Origin of the sequence: Streptomyces glaucescens (assembly GCF_002154375.1) — a bacterium.
GTDB classification, from domain to species: domain Bacteria; phylum Actinomycetota; class Actinomycetes; order Streptomycetales; family Streptomycetaceae; genus Streptomyces; species Streptomyces glaucescens.
In genome coordinates, this window is record NZ_MUND01000270.1 from 1 (window position 1) to 18476 (window position 18476).

Annotated in this window: 21 protein-coding genes; 10 read left to right on the top strand and 11 right to left on the bottom strand. The window is 72.2% G+C overall.

Annotated elements, in window-relative coordinates; all coding sequences use genetic code 11:
• Positions 1 to 95: 95 nt before the first annotated feature.
• The 3 genes from CCN42_RS18570 (at position 96) to CCN42_RS43325 (ending at position 1806) form a co-directional block, all read left to right on the top strand.
• Positions 96 to 1043, top strand: a complete 948-nt coding sequence (locus tag CCN42_RS18570) for a Rieske (2Fe-2S) protein (RefSeq protein WP_422641177.1) — start codon at positions 96 to 98, stop codon at positions 1041 to 1043.
• A gap of 64 nt (positions 1044 to 1107) precedes the next feature.
• Positions 1108 to 1569: an SPW repeat protein gene (locus tag CCN42_RS18575; RefSeq protein WP_245877351.1), complete on the top strand. Its 462-nt coding sequence runs from the start codon at positions 1108 to 1110 to the stop codon at positions 1567 to 1569.
• A gap of 75 nt (positions 1570 to 1644) precedes the next feature.
• Positions 1645 to 1806 (top strand): hypothetical protein, encoded by a 162-nt coding sequence (locus CCN42_RS43325; RefSeq protein WP_169731478.1) that lies wholly within the window; start codon positions 1645 to 1647, stop codon positions 1804 to 1806.
• A gap of 580 nt (positions 1807 to 2386) precedes the next feature.
• Here the strand turns inward: CCN42_RS43325 and CCN42_RS18585 are convergent.
• From CCN42_RS18585 to CCN42_RS18615, 7 genes are all read right to left on the bottom strand, one after another.
• Positions 2387 to 3256 carry an MBL fold metallo-hydrolase gene (locus CCN42_RS18585; protein WP_086737145.1) on the bottom strand — a complete coding sequence of 290 codons (870 nt, stop codon included), beginning with the start codon at positions 3254 to 3256 and terminating at the stop codon, positions 2387 to 2389.
• A 93-nt stretch (positions 3257 to 3349) separates the two neighbouring features.
• Positions 3350 to 4123: a catalase family protein gene (locus tag CCN42_RS18590; RefSeq protein WP_086737147.1), complete on the bottom strand. Its 774-nt coding sequence runs from the start codon at positions 4121 to 4123 to the stop codon at positions 3350 to 3352.
• Positions 4120 to 5295, bottom strand: a complete 1176-nt coding sequence (locus CCN42_RS18595; RefSeq protein WP_086737149.1) for a zinc-dependent alcohol dehydrogenase — start codon at positions 5293 to 5295, stop codon at positions 4120 to 4122. Before CCN42_RS18595 ends, CCN42_RS18590 begins: the two co-directional genes overlap by 4 nt.
• Complete coding sequence (locus CCN42_RS18600) at positions 5292 to 5759, bottom strand: SRPBCC family protein (RefSeq protein ID WP_245877352.1); 468 nt, start codon at positions 5757 to 5759, stop codon at positions 5292 to 5294. Before CCN42_RS18600 ends, CCN42_RS18595 begins: the two co-directional genes overlap by 4 nt.
• A 72-nt stretch (positions 5760 to 5831) precedes the next feature.
• Positions 5832 to 7535, bottom strand: coding sequence for a RecQ family ATP-dependent DNA helicase (locus CCN42_RS18605; protein WP_086737153.1), 1704 nt, complete (start codon positions 7533 to 7535; stop codon positions 5832 to 5834).
• Positions 7536 to 7671: 136 nt separating this feature from the next.
• A complete protein-coding gene (locus CCN42_RS18610; RefSeq protein ID WP_086737155.1) occupies positions 7672 to 8262 on the bottom strand; it encodes a hemerythrin domain-containing protein in 591 nt (196 codons plus the stop codon).
• A gap of 10 nt (positions 8263 to 8272) precedes the next feature.
• Positions 8273 to 9472: a hypothetical protein gene (locus tag CCN42_RS18615; protein WP_086737157.1), complete on the bottom strand. Its 1200-nt coding sequence runs from the start codon at positions 9470 to 9472 to the stop codon at positions 8273 to 8275.
• Between the two features lie 271 nt (positions 9473 to 9743).
• On the opposite strand from CCN42_RS18615, the gene CCN42_RS18620 reads away from it, so the two are divergent.
• Genes CCN42_RS18620 through CCN42_RS18630 form a run of 3 tightly spaced genes read left to right on the top strand, consistent with a single transcriptional unit; the run spans position 9744 to position 11376 of the window.
• Positions 9744 to 9971: a DUF5133 domain-containing protein gene (locus CCN42_RS18620; RefSeq protein ID WP_086737159.1), complete on the top strand. Its 228-nt coding sequence runs from the start codon at positions 9744 to 9746 to the stop codon at positions 9969 to 9971.
• Between the two features lie 51 nt (positions 9972 to 10022).
• Positions 10023 to 10526: a DUF2716 domain-containing protein gene (locus CCN42_RS18625; RefSeq protein WP_245877353.1), complete on the top strand. Its 504-nt coding sequence runs from the start codon at positions 10023 to 10025 to the stop codon at positions 10524 to 10526.
• Positions 10527 to 10581: 55 nt separating this feature from the next.
• Positions 10582 to 11376, top strand: a complete 795-nt coding sequence (locus CCN42_RS18630) for an SDR family NAD(P)-dependent oxidoreductase (protein ID WP_086737163.1) — start codon at positions 10582 to 10584, stop codon at positions 11374 to 11376.
• A gap of 17 nt (positions 11377 to 11393) precedes the next feature.
• Here the strand turns inward: CCN42_RS18630 and CCN42_RS18635 are convergent, their stop codons facing one another.
• On the bottom strand, positions 11394 to 12011 hold the full coding sequence (locus CCN42_RS18635) for a TOPRIM nucleotidyl transferase/hydrolase domain-containing protein (protein ID WP_086737165.1): 618 nt from the start codon (positions 12009 to 12011) through the stop codon (positions 11394 to 11396).
• Between the two features lie 207 nt (positions 12012 to 12218).
• Between CCN42_RS18635 and CCN42_RS18640 the strand changes: the two genes are divergently transcribed.
• From CCN42_RS18640 to CCN42_RS18650, 3 genes are all read left to right on the top strand, one after another.
• Complete coding sequence (locus CCN42_RS18640) at positions 12219 to 12416, top strand: ferredoxin (protein WP_086737167.1); 198 nt, start codon at positions 12219 to 12221, stop codon at positions 12414 to 12416.
• A gap of 208 nt (positions 12417 to 12624) precedes the next feature.
• On the top strand, positions 12625 to 13491 hold the full coding sequence (locus CCN42_RS18645; RefSeq protein WP_086737169.1) for an AraC family transcriptional regulator: 867 nt from the start codon (positions 12625 to 12627) through the stop codon (positions 13489 to 13491).
• Positions 13492 to 13626: 135 nt separating this feature from the next.
• A complete protein-coding gene (locus tag CCN42_RS18650; protein WP_211294737.1) occupies positions 13627 to 13935 on the top strand; it encodes a hypothetical protein in 309 nt (102 codons plus the stop codon).
• Between the two features lie 813 nt (positions 13936 to 14748).
• Here the strand turns inward: CCN42_RS18650 and CCN42_RS18655 are convergent.
• On the bottom strand, positions 14749 to 15714 hold the full coding sequence (locus tag CCN42_RS18655) for an AraC-like ligand-binding domain-containing protein (protein ID WP_245877356.1): 966 nt from the start codon (positions 15712 to 15714) through the stop codon (positions 14749 to 14751).
• Positions 15715 to 16071: 357 nt separating this feature from the next.
• Between CCN42_RS18655 and CCN42_RS18660 the strand changes: the two genes are divergently transcribed.
• Positions 16072 to 17376 carry a phospholipase D-like domain-containing protein gene (locus CCN42_RS18660; protein WP_086737170.1) on the top strand — a complete coding sequence of 435 codons (1305 nt, stop codon included), beginning with the start codon at positions 16072 to 16074 and terminating at the stop codon, positions 17374 to 17376.
• Positions 17377 to 17435: 59 nt separating this feature from the next.
• On the opposite strand, the gene CCN42_RS18665 is transcribed toward CCN42_RS18660, so the two are convergent.
• The gene (locus CCN42_RS18665) at positions 17436 to 17885 is read right to left on the bottom strand and encodes a response regulator (RefSeq protein ID WP_086169979.1); all 450 of its coding nucleotides are present in this window, start codon (positions 17883 to 17885) and stop codon (positions 17436 to 17438) included.
• Positions 17882 to 18476 (bottom strand): sensor histidine kinase (locus CCN42_RS18670; protein WP_245877354.1); only part of this gene is annotated, 595 nt, incomplete at its 5' end. The genes CCN42_RS18670 and CCN42_RS18665, both read right to left, overlap by 4 nt.

The following is an 18476-nucleotide window of genomic DNA, read 5'->3' on the forward strand; positions in this document are numbered from 1 at the left end:
GCCCCGGCTCGCCCACGCCGGCCGGTCCCCCGCCGTGGCCCCTCCGCGACACCGCGTGTCGTTTGCTGTCCGCGCAGGTGGGGACCCGGCCGGGCATGAGCGCTACACCTCGCCGCCACCGTATGCGGCAGAACCGGGCCCTGCGGTTGCTCGACCGGCTGGAGCGTGATCCGCGGGGCGACCGCCTGATCGACGCGATGAGGAGCGGGGTCCAGGCCCTGCCGCTCGGGCGCGGCCGGGACGCGCTGCACGGCCGGTGGCTGGGGCACCCGGTGCATCCGCTGCTGGTGCAGGTGCCGATCGGGAGCTGGCTGTCCGCGGCGGTCCTGGACCTGCGGCCGGGGCGGTCCCGGGAGGCGGGCCTGCTGATCGGTGTCGGGCTGGCCGCCGCCGTACCCGCGGCCCTCGCGGGCGCGGTCGACTGGGCGGAACTGCACCGCCGGCAGGCGCGGGTGGGACTGGTGCACGCGCTGACCAACGCGGCCTCCGTGGGCCTCTACGCCGCCTCGCTCACCTGCCGGGCGAAAGGGTGCCGCAACGCGGGCCGGACGCTGGGCTTCCTGGGACTGACGGCGGTGGGGCTCGGCGGGGCGCTGGGCGGGCATCTGGCCTACCGGCAGGCGGCCGGCGCCAATCACGCCGAAGAGGTTCCGCAGGTGGTCCGGGAGGGCTGGCACCGGATCGGGACCGTGGACGAGTTCCCGGCCGGCGAACCCGTGCGGCGCAGCGTGGACGACGTGCCGATCCTGGTGGTGAAGGAGGACGGCGAAACGGTGCACGTCCTGGCCGAGCGGTGCAGCCATCTCGCCGGGCCGCTGGCCGAGGGAACCATTGCCGACGGATGTGTGGAGTGCCCGTGGCACGGCAGTGTCTTCCGGCTCTCGGACGGCTTGAACGTACGCGGCCCCGCGACCGCGCCGCAGCCCGCCTTCGACTCCCGGATCGTCGACGGCCACATCGAGGTGCGCCTGCGCCGGGGCGACCGGGAAGCATTCGCCGCGCGCGATCGAGATCCGCGGGCAATTGGTTCGGCCGGGGCGTGATCGGGGCGCGCAGGGTGGGTACCCGGCCAGGGCTCGGGGACCTTGTGCCTCGGAGGTGAAAGGAATGACAACCTCTCCCCACTCGTCCATGGAGACCCACCCGGACATCGTCGACATGCGCGCGCGCCACGAGATGGCCGAGCGCGCGACGGCCACACCACGAGCCCAGGCCGTCGAGACGATGGCACTCCTGACCGGTCTCTACCTGGCGGCGTCGCCGTGGATCGCGGGGTTCAACGGCCTGTCCAGGCTGGCCGTCACCAACCTGATCGTCGGCATCGCGTACGCGCTGCTGATGAGCGGTGGCTTCGGCCGGGCCTACGAGCGCACGCACAGCATGGCGTGGGCCGCCTGTGCCCTGGGCGCGTGGACCATCGTCGCCCCCTGGGTCGTCGCCGGTGACGTCAGCACCACCAGGAGCATCGTCAACAACATCATCGTCGGTGCGATCGCCCTGCTTCTGGCGCTCGCCGCCAGCGCCGCGGCTCGCGAGCAGCGCTCCGGCGGGTCGAACCGGATGAGGTGACGCCCTGGCCGGAGCGGCCGCGCCGGCACCCACCGGCAGCTACGCGGACCCGACAAAGTCGAGGAGGACATCACGGTGACCGTGCCCGAGGAGAACCGTCCCAAGACGACGGCCACGGACAAGGCCATGGAGTCGAAGGACACGGACCGCGAGGATCGGCAGCCCGGCGGCACCGGCCGCTCCCTGCGCGAAGCGATGGAAGAGGCAGGGATCCGGCGGGACGACTTCGAGGAGTAGCCGCCTCCCCCTGCCCGGGCTGTGACCGCCCCGGCCCCCGCGCGTGAGCCGCACGGGGGCCGGGGCCTTCTCATGGCCGTTTCCGCTGGTCGTGGTGGGGACTCGGCGCGTGGTGCAGTACGAGGCGCGGAGCGGCGAGTGAGGGTTCTGGCGCTGACCGTCGAGGTGGCCTGGCCGCTGATGCGGGCGGCTCGGGCCGTCGGGATTCCGTACCCCCACGGCGGGCGGGTGCTCGGGGAGACACCGGTCGAGCACGAACCCTGTCGGCTGACGGATGCGGCGATCGACGTACCGGACGAGACCCTGACCATCGAGGTCGGCCTCCCCGCCCCCGCGGAGGAGCCGCTGGCGCACTGGCTCGGAGGGGCCGCATCGGGCCGACGCTGCCCTGTTCCGGTCCCTCTCGTGGCCGCTCCGCCCCGTAGGGGAGCCCGGCCTTCCCCCGGCAGCGCCCTGGTGAAGCGTGCGGGGCCCCGTGGTTCAGCGCGTGCCCGGCGCCGGGGTACCGAGGCCGGGCGGCCGTCGGGTGCCGTGGGGGACGGCGTGCGGGCGCCGGGCCCAGTGGACGTCGTCGCCGGTCTCAGGGTGAGGGGCCGGTGACCGTCGGGGCCGCTCCGGGGACGGGGCTGATCCGTGCCTGTCCGCCGTGCCCGCAGTGGACGACACGGTCGCCGAGTCCGATGGCGTCGATCTCGTCGAGGAACGCGGACAGCGGCGAGCGCATCACCGTGTAGTCGCCGTAGTGCACGGGCAGGATCCGGCGGGGGTCGAGGCGCCGGGCCAGTTCCGCTCCCTGGGCGCCGTCCATGGTCACCACGAAGCCGCCGGGAAGGCGGGTGCCGCCCAGGTGCAGTACGGCCAGGTCGGCGGCCGGGAAGCGGCGGGCGATCTCGTCGAGGCCGTCGTGGACCACCGTGTCGCCCGAGAGGTACAGCCGCAGCCGGACCGGCCCGCCGACGGGGCCGAACTCCAGCATGCTGCCCATCACCGGCGGCAGCAGACCGCGCAGCAGCGGCTGCCCCGCGTGGCGGCCTGGCAGCGCGGTGACCCGGACCTGGGTGTCGCCGCGCCCGAGCGTGAGCCCCTGCCAGGTCCGCAGCCCCGCGGTGCGGGGGAAGCGGTGCGCGACCCGGAGCCGGCGTGCGGCGTGCGGTGTGGTGAGCACGGGGACCGAGTGGTCCAGGTGCCTGCGGGCGCGGCGGTCCCAGTGGTCGCCGTGCAGGTGCGAGAGGACGATCCCGTCGAGACGGGGCAGCTCCCCGACGTCGAGGGCCGGTTCGGTCAGGCGGCGGCTCAGCAGCCCGTAGCCGAGGTGGGCGAACTGCCCGCGGTGCAGGAAGTTGGGGTCGGTGAGCAGGGTGAGCCCGCCGTAGCGCAGCAGGACGGTCGCGTTGCCGATGAAGTGGACATCGAGCGCGCCGTCGGTGGTGTCGTCCGTGATCCCGGCCATGACCGTCCTGTCCGACGGGGTGGCAGGCCGCCCCGTCCACCGCTCGCGTGTTCCGGTTCCCCCGGGCGCACGGGGTACCCCGGACGAGGATGATCACTCGTCGGGTCCGGCTCCGGGCGCGGTCGGCCGGTCGGGCCGGCGCCCGTTGCGTCCCTCGCGGGAGCCGCGGTAGGCGGCCTCGCGCAGCCGGCTCAGCCAGGCGGTGGGACGCAGCTCGGGAAGGCAGTGCAGGTAGGGGTCGTACGACACCGTGCCGTCCCGGGGCACGGGGCGCGCCGCGGAGGTGAGGGTGAGGGTGGCGAAGGGGCGCCAGGGCTCGCCCGGGGCGGCCGCCCGCAGGTCGAAGCGGAGCGGTGCGCGGGCCAGCGCCTGCCGCAGGGCGGGCAGGGACACCCCTACCGGCCCGTGATCGTCGCGCGCCGGGAAGGCCGCGAGGACGCGGGTGCGGTGCCCGGTCCGGTAGGCGACGAGCGTGGAGTACGGGCCGGCGAGGGCGTCGTGCCGGAGCAGCGGGAGGTGCCGGCCCAGGCGGCCCGCGCGGCTGGAGGTGAGCAGCAGGTCGAGCGGCGCACCGGCGCCGTCGGCGTTCTCGACCCGCAGGGCGAGGCCCAGGCCGTCGGGCAGCCGCCCGGGCAGACCCAGCGCGCGCGACCAGCGCACGGTCACGGCGTAGGAGCCCGGACGGTCCAGCCAGGGCACCCGCCACCGCCCGTCGCCGGTGCCGGGCACCTCCAGGGTTCCGGTGCACATCACGCCCGCCGGATGCAGCGCCGGTGCCGCCCTGCGCTCGGCGATGCGCCGGGCGAGCGCGTAGGCCGCTCTGGTGCGGGCGGTGCCGTGGGGGACGCGAACGGGCTGCCGGGTCACGGGGCCGGGCGGATGACGGCTCGCACGCAACCGTCGGTCTTGTGCTTGAACATGTCGTAGGCCTGGGGCGCCTGCTCCAGCGGGACGGTGTGGGTGGCCAGGTGGGCGGTCTTCAGCTGGCCGGCCGCCATGCGCTCCAGGAGCATCGGGATGTACCGCTGGCCGTGCATCTGCGCGCCGCGCACCGTGAGCCCCTTGTTGATCACCGCACCGAGCGGGAACTTGTCGACGGCGCCCGCGAACACCCCCAGGATGAAGACGGTGCCGCCCTTGCGGCAGGCGTGGATGGCCTGGCGTACGGCGGTGGGACGGTCGGTCTGCAGTCGCAGCTGCTGCTTGGCCTGGTCGTACAGGTGGGCCGGGCCGTCGCTGTGCGCCTCCATGCCGACGGCTTCGATGCACACGTCGGGGCCGCGCCCGCCGGTGCGTTCGCGCAGCTCGGCGGCGACGTCGACGGCCGTGTAGTCGATGGTCTCCGAGCCGATGTACCGCTCGGTCATGGCCAGCCGCTCGGGAATGCGGTCGATGGAGATGACGCGTTCCGCACCGAGCAGCAGCGCCGCCCTGGCCGCCATCTGCCCCACGGCGCCACACCCCCACACCGCGACGACGTCGCCGGGCTTCACGCCGGCCAGGTCGGCGCCCATCCATCCGGTGGGCACGGAGTCCGAGCAGAACAGGGCGCTGGTGTCGTCGATGCCCTCGGGGACGGGGAACGCCCCGTAGTCGGCGAACGGCACGCGGACGTATTCGGCGTGGCTGCCGCGCAGGCCGCCCATGGCGTGCGAGTAGCCGAAGATGCCGGCCGTCTCGTAGCCGAACATGGCCTGGGCGATGCCCGGGTTGGTGTTGGTGTTGTCGCACAGGGACCACAGGTCGTTGGCGCAGTACCAGCACCGCCCGCAGCCGACGAACGAGCAGACCACGACCCGGTCGCCCACCGCGTGCCTGCGCACGCCGGGTCCGGTCTCGACGACCTCGCCGAGGAACTCGTGCCCGATGATGTCGCCGGCCCGCATGGCGGGGATGTAGCCGCCGATGAGGTGCAGGTCCGAGCCGCAGGTGGTGCCCGCGATCAGCCGGACGATCATGTCCTGGTCGTTGTGCAGCTCGGGGTCGGGGACGTTCTCGACGGAGAGCTTGTTCACGCCTTCCCAGCACAGCGCCTTCACAGCACTCCCTCCCCACCGGAGCGGCGGACGAGCAGCCCGACGAGTCTGCCGCCCGGTGTCTCGCGGCTCGTCGGTGGTGTGTCGGGGTGCAGCACTTCACCGGCCTCCAGAAGGGCCTTGGTCTCGCGCAGGGCGAGCCGCAGGTCCTGACGTGGGTCCTGACCGGCGAGCCGGCCGGGCAGCGAGGTGCGGGCGCCGCCCGGTGGCTGCTTCAGCCGGACGGCCAGCTCGGTGCCCCGGTCGCCCGGTGCGGGCCGCACGTCCACCTCGATCCGCTCGTCGAACGCCCGCAGCGGCGTGGGCAGCCGTCCCCCGGGCCGCACCTCCTCGGCCGGACGGTTGACCGTCACCGTCAGCCAGCGGTCGTGCGCCCGGTCGTCGCCGGACGGCCCCGATCTGGCCCGGTGCACACCGATGGCCGCGGCACCGGCCATGGGCAGGATCCACCACGCGCGTTTCCTCACTGCGCCTCCACTCGGGACGTGGCTGTCGGCTGTCGTGCGGCGAGTTACCCGGGCCGTCGGCGCGAAACGGAGTCAGCCGGCCCGCCCGTCGTCGCCAGGGGCGCGTACCACGGTGAGCAGGTCGTCGCGTCCGGCCACGGCGTCCAGGGCCAGCGTGCGGTAGCCGGCCTGGTCGAACAGGACGGTGATGCGGTCGCCGTCCTGGCTCAGCACCGTGCCCTCGCCCCACCGGGCGTGCCGGACCTCGGCTCCGACGGGGTACGCGGACACCGCGGGGTGGGCGGGCCGCTCCCGTTCCTCGTGCTCGGAGCCGTCCTCGTCGCACGGGTCGCAGTTCCCGCACGGCCCGTCGTACTCCTCGCCGAAGTAGCCGAGCAGGAACTGCCGCCGGCAGCCGGTCGTCTCGGCGTACGCGCGGGCCATCTCCACCCGCGACCGGTCCGTCTCCCGATGCGCCTGCGCGGTCCGCGCGGCCCGCTCGACCGCCTGGCCGGGCGGCACGCCGGGGACGGGACGCACCTCGCCCTCCTCCCCCGTGGCGACGGCGTCGGCCTCCTCCAGGAGGTTCACCGCGGCGGTGACCCGGTTCCTCGACAGGCCCGTGTCCTCGCGCAGTTCGTCCAGGCCGGCGGGGTCCTCGCGGTGGTCGTGGACGGCGTCGGCCACCTCGGACAGGGTGTCGCGGCCGGGTGCGCGGGCGGCGAAGTAGGTCTGCATCCCGGTGTCCTGCGGCCGGTAGTGCAGTACGGCGAGGGCCGGCTGCCCGTCCCTGCCGCAGCGGCCGATCTCCTGGTAGTAGGCGTCGAGCGAGCCGGGCAGCGCCGCGTGCAGGACGAACCGCACGTCCTCCTTGTCGATGCCCATCCCGAAGGCGGAGGTGGCCACCACGACGTCCGCCGCGCCGGAGAGGAAGGCGTCGTGGATCCGGGCGCGCTCGGCGGCCCGCAGCCCCGCGTGGTAGGCCTCGGCGGCCAGGCCCAGGGCGGCCAGCTCCCCGGCGTAGTACTCGGTGTCCTTGCGGGTCGCCGCGTAGACGATGCCCGGCTTGGCCTGGGCGGCGGCCCGCTCGACGACGGCGCGGCGCCGGTCGTCGTCGTCCTGGAAGCGGCGTACCTCCAGCCTGATGTTCGGCCGGTCGAATCCGGTCACCATCAGCCGCGGGCCGCGCATGCCCAGCCGCTCCGCGATCTCCCTGCGCACCGGCGGTGCGGCGGTGGCGGTGAGGGCCAGGACCGGCGGTCCGCCGATCCTGCGTACGGCCTGTTCCAGGCGCAGGTAGTCGGGGCGGAAGTCATGGCCCCAGGAGGACACGCACTGGGCCTCGTCGACCACGAACAGGGCGGGTCCCGCCTCGGCGAGCCGTTCCACCACCTCGTCCTTGGCCAGCTGCTCGGGCGCCAGGTAGAGGAGGCGGGCCTCGCCGCGGCGAACGGCATCCCAGGCGGCCTCCGTGTCCGCCGCGCCCAGGTCGGAGTTGAGGGCGACCGCACGCGGGGCGCGGTCGCCCTCGGGCAGGCCGGCGATCTGGTCCCGCTGGAGGGCCAGCAGGGGCGAGACGACCACGACCGGTCCGGGCAGTATCGCCGCGGGGACCTGGTAGACGGCCGACTTGCCGGACCCGGTCGGCATGACGACGAGCGTGTCCTCGCCCTGGAGCACCCACTCCATGGCGGTGAGCTGCTCGGGCAACAGGGTGTCCCAGCCGAAGACGTCGGCGGCTGTCGTCCGCAGGCGCGCCGCCCGGTCCTGCTCCGTCCCTCGGCTCCGCCCTGCCACGGCCGACTCCCTTCGCTGCCGGACGCCCACGCGCCCGTGCCGCACCGGGTACCCGTGCCGGCCGGATTCACCTGCGGGAACACCGAACGGCGGGGTGTTGCGCAGGTGAGGTTTCCGGATCCGGTGGGCGGGCGTCTCAGTCCTTGCCCATGGCCTTGCGGACGGCGTCCTTGGTGCGCTCCATGAGGGCGGCGACGGGACCGAGGGCCATGTTGGCCGCGCCGGACTCCACGCCGGGGTGCGGCCGGGTCGGTGCCATGGCCTCCGCGGCCTTCACCGCCTTGGCCATGGCGGCGAGGTTGGTGACGTCGGTGCTGCGGCGGATGTGGGTGAACTCGTAGCGCTCCTCCTTGCGGGCGTGCTCCTGCACGTCGGTGCGCAGCGCCCGCAGCTTCGGCAGGAAGTCGGGGTGGTCGGTGTCCATGTCGTCGAGGGCGGCCAGGGTCTCCTTGGCGGCCTTCTCCTCGGCGAGGCGGTCCTCCACGATCTGCCGGCCGCCCGGCATCGACTGGCGGGCGAAGGGGTGGACGACCTCCTCCTCGGCGGTCTCGTGGACGGCGAGCAGGCGCACCAGCTGCCGGAAGGCCTCGCGGCGCTCGTCTCCGGTGGTGGCCTCGACCTGGTCGAAGAGGTTGCGGATGTCGCCGTGCTGGCGCATCAGCAGCGCGACGACGTCCAGGTCGTCGGACTGGTCGTCACCGGCCTGCGGGGTGTGGAGCTGGGACATGCGGGCCGCCTCACTTCTCGCGCATCGCGGGGTCGGGGTGCTCGCCCTCGGACTGGACGCGGTACTCGCGCCCGAACATGTCCTGGTGCTCGGCCATGACCCGCTCGCTCGGCGGCTCCTCGCCGCCGTGGATCTGCTCCTGCATCTTCTCGAACCGCTCGTGCGCCTCGCGCACGTAGCCGGCGCCGAGGGTGGTCAGGTCCATCTGGGTGTCCAGCAGTTCGCGCAGGTACTGCTTGTTCGGCTCGAAGGTGAGCACGTTGGGCAGCTCGGGCGCCAGCACCTCCTGCGGCTCCCGCCCGTCGAAGCGCCGCATCAGGTCGCAGGCGGTGTGCAGGTGCTCCAGTTCCATGTTCAGGTGCAGTTCCCAGATCGCCTTGACCTTCGGGTCGCTCTCCTGCTCCATGAAGGAGTAGTACAGATAGCACTCGTTGTACTCGTGGTTGACCAGCTGCTCCCACCAGGTCTCGCCCGGGTCGACGAGCGACTCGTAGTGGGTGACGTGCTCCTCCTCGATGAGGCCGATCTCCTGATAGAGCTGCCGGGCGATCGGCTCCATGTAGGTGGGGCCGGTGTTCATGTAGAAGTTCATCGTCTGCTGCTCCGCCGACAGGATCGTCAGCGCGTGCAGCTTCGACAGCGGGTTCGTCCCGTCCTTGGCGTACGGGTCGCGGACGTTGTCGGCCGGGTGGCGGTGGTGGTACTTCGTCGGCCGGCCCGGCATCACCTCGGTGAGGTTGTCGACGATCGACTCCGCCTTGCGGTGCTCGATCATCTCGTACAGGTTGGCGTACCGGTACAGGTGGTCGAAGTCCTCCAGCACACCGAACTCGTACGCCTGCTTCAGATACGGGTCCGGCTCCATCCGGGCCACCCACGCCGTCAGGTCCACCGCGACCTGCTCGTAGGCGATCGTCGTCTCCAGCACCGACGACACACCGGGCAGCAGCCAGTTCACGACCTTCTGCTGCTGCGCCTCGATGTAGCGGGTCTGCGCGAGCTGCCGCTTCACCTCCGGGTCGACGGTGTTGCGGGCGAGGTGGTGGCTGAAGAGGATCGCCTCCACCTCGATGCCGTTCATGGTGATGATCCGGCACCGGGTGTAGGGGTCGCAGCGGTCGGGGTCGATGGGCTGGACGTTCAGCTCGCGCCAGTTGCGCAGCTGGCGGTCCAGGGGGATACCGCGTTGTTCGAGCGGGTTGAAGGTCATGGAGGCGCCTCCTGAGGCAGGGCAACTCGTGCGCCGGCGGGTGCCCCCGCCTCGGACGCCGAGCACAGGTCCGCCACCGAGTCTCGCCGCGACCGATGCTTTCGGGTCGCTTCTGATGGCCCGGTCGGGTGTGGTTCCCCCGGCCGGGTCAGCGGGGGGTCGCGGTGCCGTGGGTCCCGCGGATCCGAGTGCGGGGGAATACCGGCCGGGGCGCGGGGCAGACGGGTCGTTGTACGACCCATGTGAGTGGCGGCGACTAGGGAGACACCCAATGCTGATGGCGCACCCCGCGGTTCTCAAGAACCTGATCGAGCAGTACGACACGCTGCGCATCCTGCATGCCGAGGATGGCAGCCCGGCGGTGCAGCAGCGGATGGACGACATCGCCTACACGCTGTGCGTGGCGACCGGCACCCGTGATGTCGACGCCGCCCTCGTCGCCGCCCGCCACCAGCTGCCCGGTGCCCGCCCCGAGGACGACTCCCTGCTCACCACCTGACCGGTGGCCCTCTGTCGGCCTCGCTACGATCATGGGATGAGGGAGCATTCCGTGACCGTGTTGCCGGAGGCCGAATACCGACGCGTCTGGGACCGCTTCTGCGCGGACTTCCGTTTCCGGCCGAGCATGAGCCCGCTCACCTGGCCGGGCATCGAGGAACCCCCCGCGTCGACCACCTGGAGCCTCGCCCTGCTCGACGACGATCCGGGTTACGCGCGGCTGGACCGCCTGACCGCAGTCGTCAAGCAGGGGCTGGTCTCCTGCGTCGGTCCGCGGGGCGTGCTGTACGCACTGGACTGGCAGCACACGTCGTACCGCTTCACCCCGACGGAGACCGGCGGCCCGGGGCAGCCCGCCTGGCCCCTGAGCCCCTGCCCCGACGGGGACTACTCCATCCTCCTCTCGGAGGACTTCCGCACGGGCAGCTTCGGGCACCCGTGGGAGGAATCCCTCTGCCTGTTCGGCGCGGAACTCCTGGACGCCGTGTCGGCCCAGGTCGGCCAAGTGCTCGGCCCACCGATCCGCAGGTCTGGGCAGGCCGCGGGCCTGCACTGACGCCAGACTGGACGGACCCCCCGTCCACCGGCGCGCGAAGGGAACCCGCCCGCCCATGCACATCGACCTGACAGGACGCACCGCACTGGTCACCGGCTCCACGCAGGGCATCGGCGCGGCCATCGCCGTCGCTCTCGCCCGGGCCGGAGCGCGGGTGGGCGTCAACGGCCGCGACGAGCGGCGCGTCGCCGGCAGTGTCGAGTCGCTCGCCGCGCAAGCCCCCGGCGCCGACCTGGTGCCGGTCGCCGCGGACGTCTCCCGGGAGGACGGCGCGGTCCGGGTGCGGGAGTTGCTGCCGCGGGTGGACATCCTCGTCAACAACCTCGGTGTCTTCGGCCCCGCCGACCCGCTGGAGATCACCGACGACGAGTGGCGGCGCTACTTCGAGGTGAACGTCCTCGCCGCCGTACGGCTGACCCGGCAGTATCTGCCGGGCATGACCGGGCGCGGGTGGGGCCGCGTCCAGTACGTCGCCAGCGACTCCGCGGTCGTCATCCCGGCGGAGATGATCCATTACGGAATGTCGAAGACCGCGCTGCTGGCGGTGAGCCGGGGCTTCGCCAAGGCCGCGGCGGGCACGGGCGTGACGGTGAACTCCGTCATCGCCGGGCCCACCCACACCGGCGGCGTCGAGGACTTCGTCTACGAACTCGTCGACCGGGACCTCCCCTGGGAGGAGGCGCAGCGCGCGTTCATGCGCGAGCACCGTCCGCAGTCCCTGTTGCAGCGGCTGATCGAGCCGGAGGAGATCGCCCACATGGTCGTCTACCTCAGTTCCGACCAGGCGTCGGCCACGACGGGCGGAGCGCTGCGCGTCGACGGCGGGTACATCGACTCGATCCTTCCCTGACGTGCGCTTCCCCTCGGTCAGAGGCTGGTGAGCAGGCCGTCCAGTGGGCCGGGTATGCGGTCGGGGTCGAGGGCCTCGACCAGGACCCGGCCGTAGTGGATCTTGCGTCCCTTCTTCGTCCCCAGGAAGCGCCGCAACTGCTGCTGTGAGGTGCGGCCCTGCTGTGCGGGCTGACGCAGGAAGGTCCGCAGGGCGCGCAGGTCGCCCTCCGCCCGGACGAGTTCCGTCACCCGTACCGCGCCCAGTGCGCGGATGAGTTCGTCCTCCAGATCCGCCGCGCAGACGAAGAAGTCCTGCGGCGCGGCGCCGGCCAGCTCGAAGCCGCGCGCGTAGTAGCGGCGCTCCGCCTCGTCGCACAGGCCCGCGAGGCGAAGCCCCAGGCCGGGTGGGCCGAGGAGCCGGGCGAACCGGCCCACGCTCATCGCGCCGCCCATCGGCAGCACGCACACTCCCTCGGCCGCCAGGTCCCGGCCGCGGCTCGTCGCCAGCGCGCCGACCGCCGCGGCGTCGCTCGGGCCCTCGAGCAGGACGACCGCCCGGACGGGCAGCCGCGAGGCCAGCTCGCGGGCGTGGTCCCCGGGCCCGTCGGCCGCCCACGCGATCACCGCATCCCGGAATGCCCCCATGTCCGCCATGGGACGAGTCTGCGCCGCTTCCCGGCACCGCGCGAGGGGTTTTGCGCCGGGCGGCATGTCGGCCTACCGGGTCCTCCTCGGCGCGGTGTGCGGTGCGCACACCGTCGGCGGCACGGACGGCGTGGTAACCCACGGTGAACGCGTCTGTCGTGCCGGCTGGGCCGAGGCAGCCGGCCGAAGGCCGCCGGCCGAGGAGAAAGGACGAGCATGAGGATCATCGTCGACCAGGACAAGTGCTGCGGCTCAGGGGGTTGCGTCCTCGCCGCACCGGACGTCTTCGACCAGCGCGACGAGGACGGTGTCGTCGTCCTCCTCACCCCCGAGCCCGCCCAGGACCAGTTCAGGGCCGTACAAGGGGCGGCGGCCGCGTGTCCCTCCTCCGCCATCGCACTCGACGGCGAGTGACACACTGAACCGCTCCCGGCACCGGCCGGGGCGGCCTGGTGGCCCGGTCGTCCCGGAGCGTGGACGGCCGGGTCGTTCCCGTCCGGGCGCCGCCCTTCCCCGGTCTCCGGACGGCCCGCGTACCCGACCGGACAGGGCACAGGATGTCGGGTCCGGCGACCTGCCCGACGCCTAGCGTGGTGATCGCGAAAGAGGAAGGGGACCGGGAGTGCTGGACCGTCTCAACCAGGCTCTGGAACACATCGAGCGCCACCTCGACCAGCAGGTCGACGTGGCCGAGCTGGCACGCATCGCGGCCACCTCGGAGTACCACCTGCGCCGCATGTTCTCCGCGCTCGCGGGCCTGCCGCTGTCGGAGTACGTACGCCGCCGCAGGCTCACCGTCGCGGGCGCCGAGGTGCTCGCCGGGCGCGAGTCCCTGCTGGACATCGCGGTGCGCTACGGCTACGGCTCGGGCGAGGCGTTCGCCAGGGCGTTCCGCGCCATGCACGGAGTCGGCCCGGGCGAGGCCCGGCGCAGCGGCGCCGCGCTCGTCTCCCAGCCCCGGTTGTCCTTCCGCCTCACCATCGAAGGGAGCAGCAGTATGCGCTACCGCGTAGTGGACAGGCCGGACTTCGACGTCGTCGGCCTCAAGGCACGGGTGCCGCTGGTGCACTTGGGACCGAACCAGGCGATCATCGACTTCGTCCGCGGGATCGATCCGCAGGTGCTGGAACGGCTGGAGAAGCTGTCGGACTCGGAACCGCACGGCATCCTCGCGGTCTGCGACGACCTCGACCCGAGCCGCGCCGAGGGCACCGAACTCGACTACTACCAAGGGGTGATCACCACGGCGCCCGCCCCGGAGGGCACCACCGTGCTGTCGGTTCCGGCCGGCACCTGGGCGGTGTTCACGACCTCCGGACCTGCACCGCAGGCCATCCAGGAGCTGTGGCGGGACGTGTTCACGCAGTGGTTCCCGGCCAACCCGTACCGCAGCCGGCCCGGCCCCGAGATCCTGCGCACCCGCATGTCCCCGGACAGCACGGAGGCCGACGCCGAGCTGTGGCTCCCGGTGGAGCGGGAACAGGGCTGACAGCCACTCAACGTGTCGAGCCCACGGCTCCCGACCCCCCGGTGAATACTCTGCGTCACGAGACGTAACCGATCGCGGTGGCCGTGGGCGGTCGGAGCGGCCGGCCTCGCCGCGCTCGTGACGGCGGTGGCCGTCGTGATCGGCACCGACGCCGAGACGGCCGCGGCCTCCCTGAGCCTGCTGGTCTCGGCCGCTGCCGGACTGTTCAGCTGGTCGTGGCACCGGTCGCGCCCCGCCGCCCCGGCCAACCGCACCGAACTGGACCAGGCGGCGGAGGCACTGACCGCCATGGTGCGCCGCCAGTGGACCGAGGAGGCCGCCGCCGGCGGCCTCCTCCACCCCCACCCCCTCGCCGTGCGCTGGCGCAGCGCCCAGGCGGAGGCCGGCGACCACGTGCGCGGCCCTTCGCGGACCACGCGTTCATCGACCCGTACGGGGATCTGACCCGCGTGGCCCAGGACGCGGCATATCACGCCTGCATCTTCCTGCTCATCGCCGGCATCATGGCCGGACTCGGTCCGGCGGGCGGCTTCCCCCGCCCGAGCCGACTGGATTTCCGTGCTCCCAGGCGTGTGCTGTGGACCATGCTGCCCGCCTGTCTGGGCCGAGGGCTGCTGCTCGGGGGCGTCCTCCATGAAGGACAGCGGGTGACGGGGCAGCCGCCGGGTCCCGGCGAGCCGCAGCCCGGTCTCCTGGTAGGTGAAGTAAGCGGTGCCGGACACGGCCAGGAGTCCGGCGGCCAGCCCGACCGAGAGATTCGCCTCCGGGGTCAGCAGCGAGTAGGCGACGACCTGGACGCCCGGGATGTCGCGAGCCGCCAGGTCCCCGTGGACGGTGATCAGCCATTTGGCGAGGAGCGGCACCACCGTGAAGACCAGCAGGGCGGCTGCGACCGTACGGTCGCCCTGGAGCGTGGACTGCGGGGTCTCCTGCTCCAGGTCGGCGGGAACACGGGCCCAGCGCAGGACCGCCAGCCCGCCCCGAAGAGCAGGCCGAAGAAGAGCCCGAGGACACCCGTCGAGGAGAACCGCTCCCACCAGGACACGGGGGAGTTCCAGGAGTCCAGCAGGACCAGCGAGACGCCCAGGCCGGCGCCCGCTGCTCAGCGTCCTGCGCCGGGTCGGGCCCGTCTACCAGTTCTGCCACACGGAGTTCAAGGACCGCATCGCCCGGGCGTGACGCTCGCGGCCGTCCCGGGAGCCGCGGAGGGCACCGCTCTCAGCCGCGCCTGGGGCCGTGAGCGCGGAACCCTCGGTTTCAGAAACGATTCTGCGCAAGGGCGCGGAACTCGGTCGGCGTCATGCCGGTCGCCGCGCGGAAGGCCCGGGTGAACTCCGAGGCCCGGGGAAAGCCCCAGCGGGCGCCGATCGCCGAGACCGGCCGGGTGCCGTGCGGGTCCGCGAGATCCCGGCGGCAGCGGGACATCCGTTCGCGCCGGATGACGTCGCCCACGGTCGTTCCGTGTGCCTGGAAGACGCGGTGCACCGTGCGCGGAGAGACGCAGTGCGCCTCGGCGACGGCGGCCGGCCCAAGGCCGGGGTCGGACAGGTTCCGGACGATGAACCCCACCATCTCGTGGTAGAGCGACGACCTCCGGGATTGCGCCGGCAGCGCCGCCGTCTCCTCCACATGTCCCGCGACGACCGCTGCCGCGAGGTCCACCAGGGTCGTTCCCAGCCGGATCCGGTCGCCGCCGGTCAGCTCGGCCCGTGACTCGGCCAGGGTCGTGAGCATCTGACGGAACACCAGCTCCATGCCCCCGGTCGGCCGCAGGGCGGTTCCGCGGACCTGCCGGACCACCCGGTCCGGGAGCGGCATCAGCCCTCTGGGGAACTGCAGCAGTACACAGCTCGACCGGGGCCCGGCCTCGGACCAGCCCTGGAACGGCCGGGAGCTGTCGTACAGCGCCATCTCGCCGGGCCGCAGGGCCGACCGATGACCGGCCTGCTCCACGCCCTGGCGCCCGGCGGTGGTCAGCGCGAACTGGTGGAACTCGGGATCCGACTGGCGGATGAGCCGCCCGGAACGGTAGGAGACCAGCGGGGCGTGCGAGATCGTCGACAGCTGCACCGCGCCCAGCTCCACCGCCCGTATCCGGGCCCCGAAGCGCTCCGGGGCCTGGAACCGGAAGCGCTGTGTCACCAGAGCCAGTGCGACGGTCTCCGCCCGGGCCGTCGTCCGGTCGGCCGCCGGCAGGCCGGTCGTGTCCAGCACCGTCTTCATCATGAGTGCCCCCGACGCTCATCGGTACATGACGGTCGCAGGCAGTGTGAATCAGGGGATCCACGCAGGACAGGGTCCTTTGCGTCAAGTACTCGGCGGGCTCCACGGGTCCGGTCGGCCGGCCCCGGGTCGGCGCTGTGTGCACATCACTCGGCGCTGAGCGCGCATGACGTGGCGTCGGCGGCGGGCCAGGATGCCGAATGACCAACCAACCGACATGCACACCTCATGGTCGGCATCTCTGTGTCGGGGGGAGACGCGGGGGGCCCGCGCGGGCCACGACGGTGGCGGCCGTGCGTGCGACGACACCCGCGTCGCCGAGGTGACTTCATCGATCGATCTCCAAGAGGTTGACCCATGTCTCCTGCACGCACGTTCCGAATACGCGGCGGCGCCCGCCTGCGCGTCCTCGCCAGCACCCTCACCGCGGTCCTGCTCATGGCGGGCGCGCTGGTGCTCGGCGGCGCTCCCCAGGCCGCCGCCCTGTCCAAGCCGGTGATCAACGGGCCGGTGTTCAACGACCCGCTGGGCACCGCGGAGCAGCAGAAGGCGGTCTTCACCCAGCTCGTCGCCCTCATCGACGCGACGCCGGCCGGGCAGACGATCCGCGGCTCGATGTTCGAGTTCGGCGACCAGGAGGTGGCCGACGCGCTGCTCGCCGCCCACCGGCGCGGCGTCGACGTCAAGCTCGTCGTGGACGACTCGACCTACGTCGACGGCGAGGGCCGGCAGTACGCCAACCCCGCCTACGAGTCGCTGAAGTCGGGGCTGGGCACCAGCGACACCGCCCGCTCGTGGGTCGTGGTCTGCGACGACCGGTTCGAGGACAACGACGGTGTGGACGACGTCCAGCGCGGCTGCCTCGCCGTGGCCCCGCCCGGACCGGCGTACAACCACAACAAGTTCTTCGTCTTCTCGAGGATCGGCCCCTTCGACGACGGCACGTCGTACTCCAAGGTCGTCTTCCAGACGTCGTCGAACCTGTCGAACTGGTACAAGGTCGAGTCGTTCAACGACGCCGTCACCTTCTCCGACAGCGCGGTGTACGACGGTTACGCGAGCTACCACGAGAAACTGCGCGCCGGCCGGTACCTGGCGGGCGGCAACAACAACGTGTACTTCTCCACGCCCACCGGCTCCACCTACCGCGGCTACTTCTTCCCGCGCGGCGACTCCTCGTACTACAACCCGGCCACGGACACGATCGTCAACGCGCTCGACGAGGTCTCCTGCGCCTACACCGGCACCGACGGCAAGCGGCACCAGACGGACATCCGGATCGTGATGCTGTACTTCAACGACTCACGCATCCAGGTGGCCGACAAGCTCGCCCAACTGCGCGCCCAGGGGTGCTGGATCGACATCGTCTACGCGTCCGCCGAGTCGAGGGTGAAGTCCACGCTGACCGGCGCGAACATCCAGCACCGCGCCTGCATGATCCCCAACGGACCGGGGATCGACGTACGCCCGCACAACAAGCAGATCCTGATCGACGGCGACTACAACGGTGACATCACGCCGCGGGTGTACACGGGCAGCGCCAACCTGATCGGCTCCTCGCTGCGTTCCGCGGACGAATCGTTCGTCCGGATCACCAGCGCGGACTACCACGCCAAGTACCTGTCCACCTTCTACAGGATCCGGTCCGCCTGCGGCGGCTGACCCGGCGGCGGGAGGCAGTTCGCGGAACGGCACCGGTGACCGTTCCGCGAACACCCGTCTCAGCCGATACGGCCGGGCAGGCGGACCACCTGGACGAAGAAGTCGTCGATCTGGCGGACCGCGGCGATGAACTGGTCCAGGTCCACCGGCTTGGTGACATAGGCGTTGGCGTGCAGCTTGTAGCTGCGCAGGATGTCCTCCTCGGCCGCGGAGGTGGTGAGGATGACCACGGGGATGTGCGCGAGGTCCGGGTCGGACTTGATCCGCTCCAGGACCTGACGGCCGTCGTACTTCGGCAGGTTCAGGTCGAGCAGGATGAGATCGGGCCTCGGCGCCTCGGTGTGGTCGCCGCGCCGGTAGAGGAAGTCCAGTGCCTCCTCGCCGTCCCTGACCACATGCAGCGTGTTGCCGATCTTGTTGTCCTCGAACGCCTCACGGGTCATCAGCTCGTCGCCCGGGTCGTCCTCGACGAGGAGGACGTCGACGGGGGTGGCGGCGGGGGTGGTCATGTCAGGGCCTTTTCGTCGGTGTGCGTGCCGGCCCGTACCGGAGTGTCGGCGGTGACCGGCAGAGTGAAGCAGAAGCGGGTGCCGTCGGTGTAGGCGGTGTCGATCCAGATTCTGCCACCATGGTGCTCGACGATCTTCTTGCAGAGGGCCAGACCGATACCCGTACCACCGTAGGCGTCCCGGCTGTGCAGCCGCTGGAAGATGACGAAGACCTTCTCGGCGAACTCCTCCGGGATGCCGATGCCGTTGTCCGTGACGCTCAGGCTCAGGTGGCCCGGATCGTCCGGGTCGGGCTCGCAGGTGATCGTCACGTGCGGGGCGGCCTCCGGACGGCGGAACTTGAGGGCGTTGCCCACCAGGTTCTGCCAGAGCATGGTCAGCAGGGTCGGGTCGCCGACCACCTCGGGCATCTTCTCGGGACGGTCGACCCGGGCGCCGGACTCCTCGACGGCCGCCCCCAGGTTCGCGAGGGCCTTGTCCAGCGCACCGTCCAGGCCGACGCCGACCCGTGCGTCGTTGAGCCGTCCGACGCGGGAGAAGGTCAGCAGGTCGTTGATGAGCACCTGCATCCGCTTGGCGCCGTCGACGGCG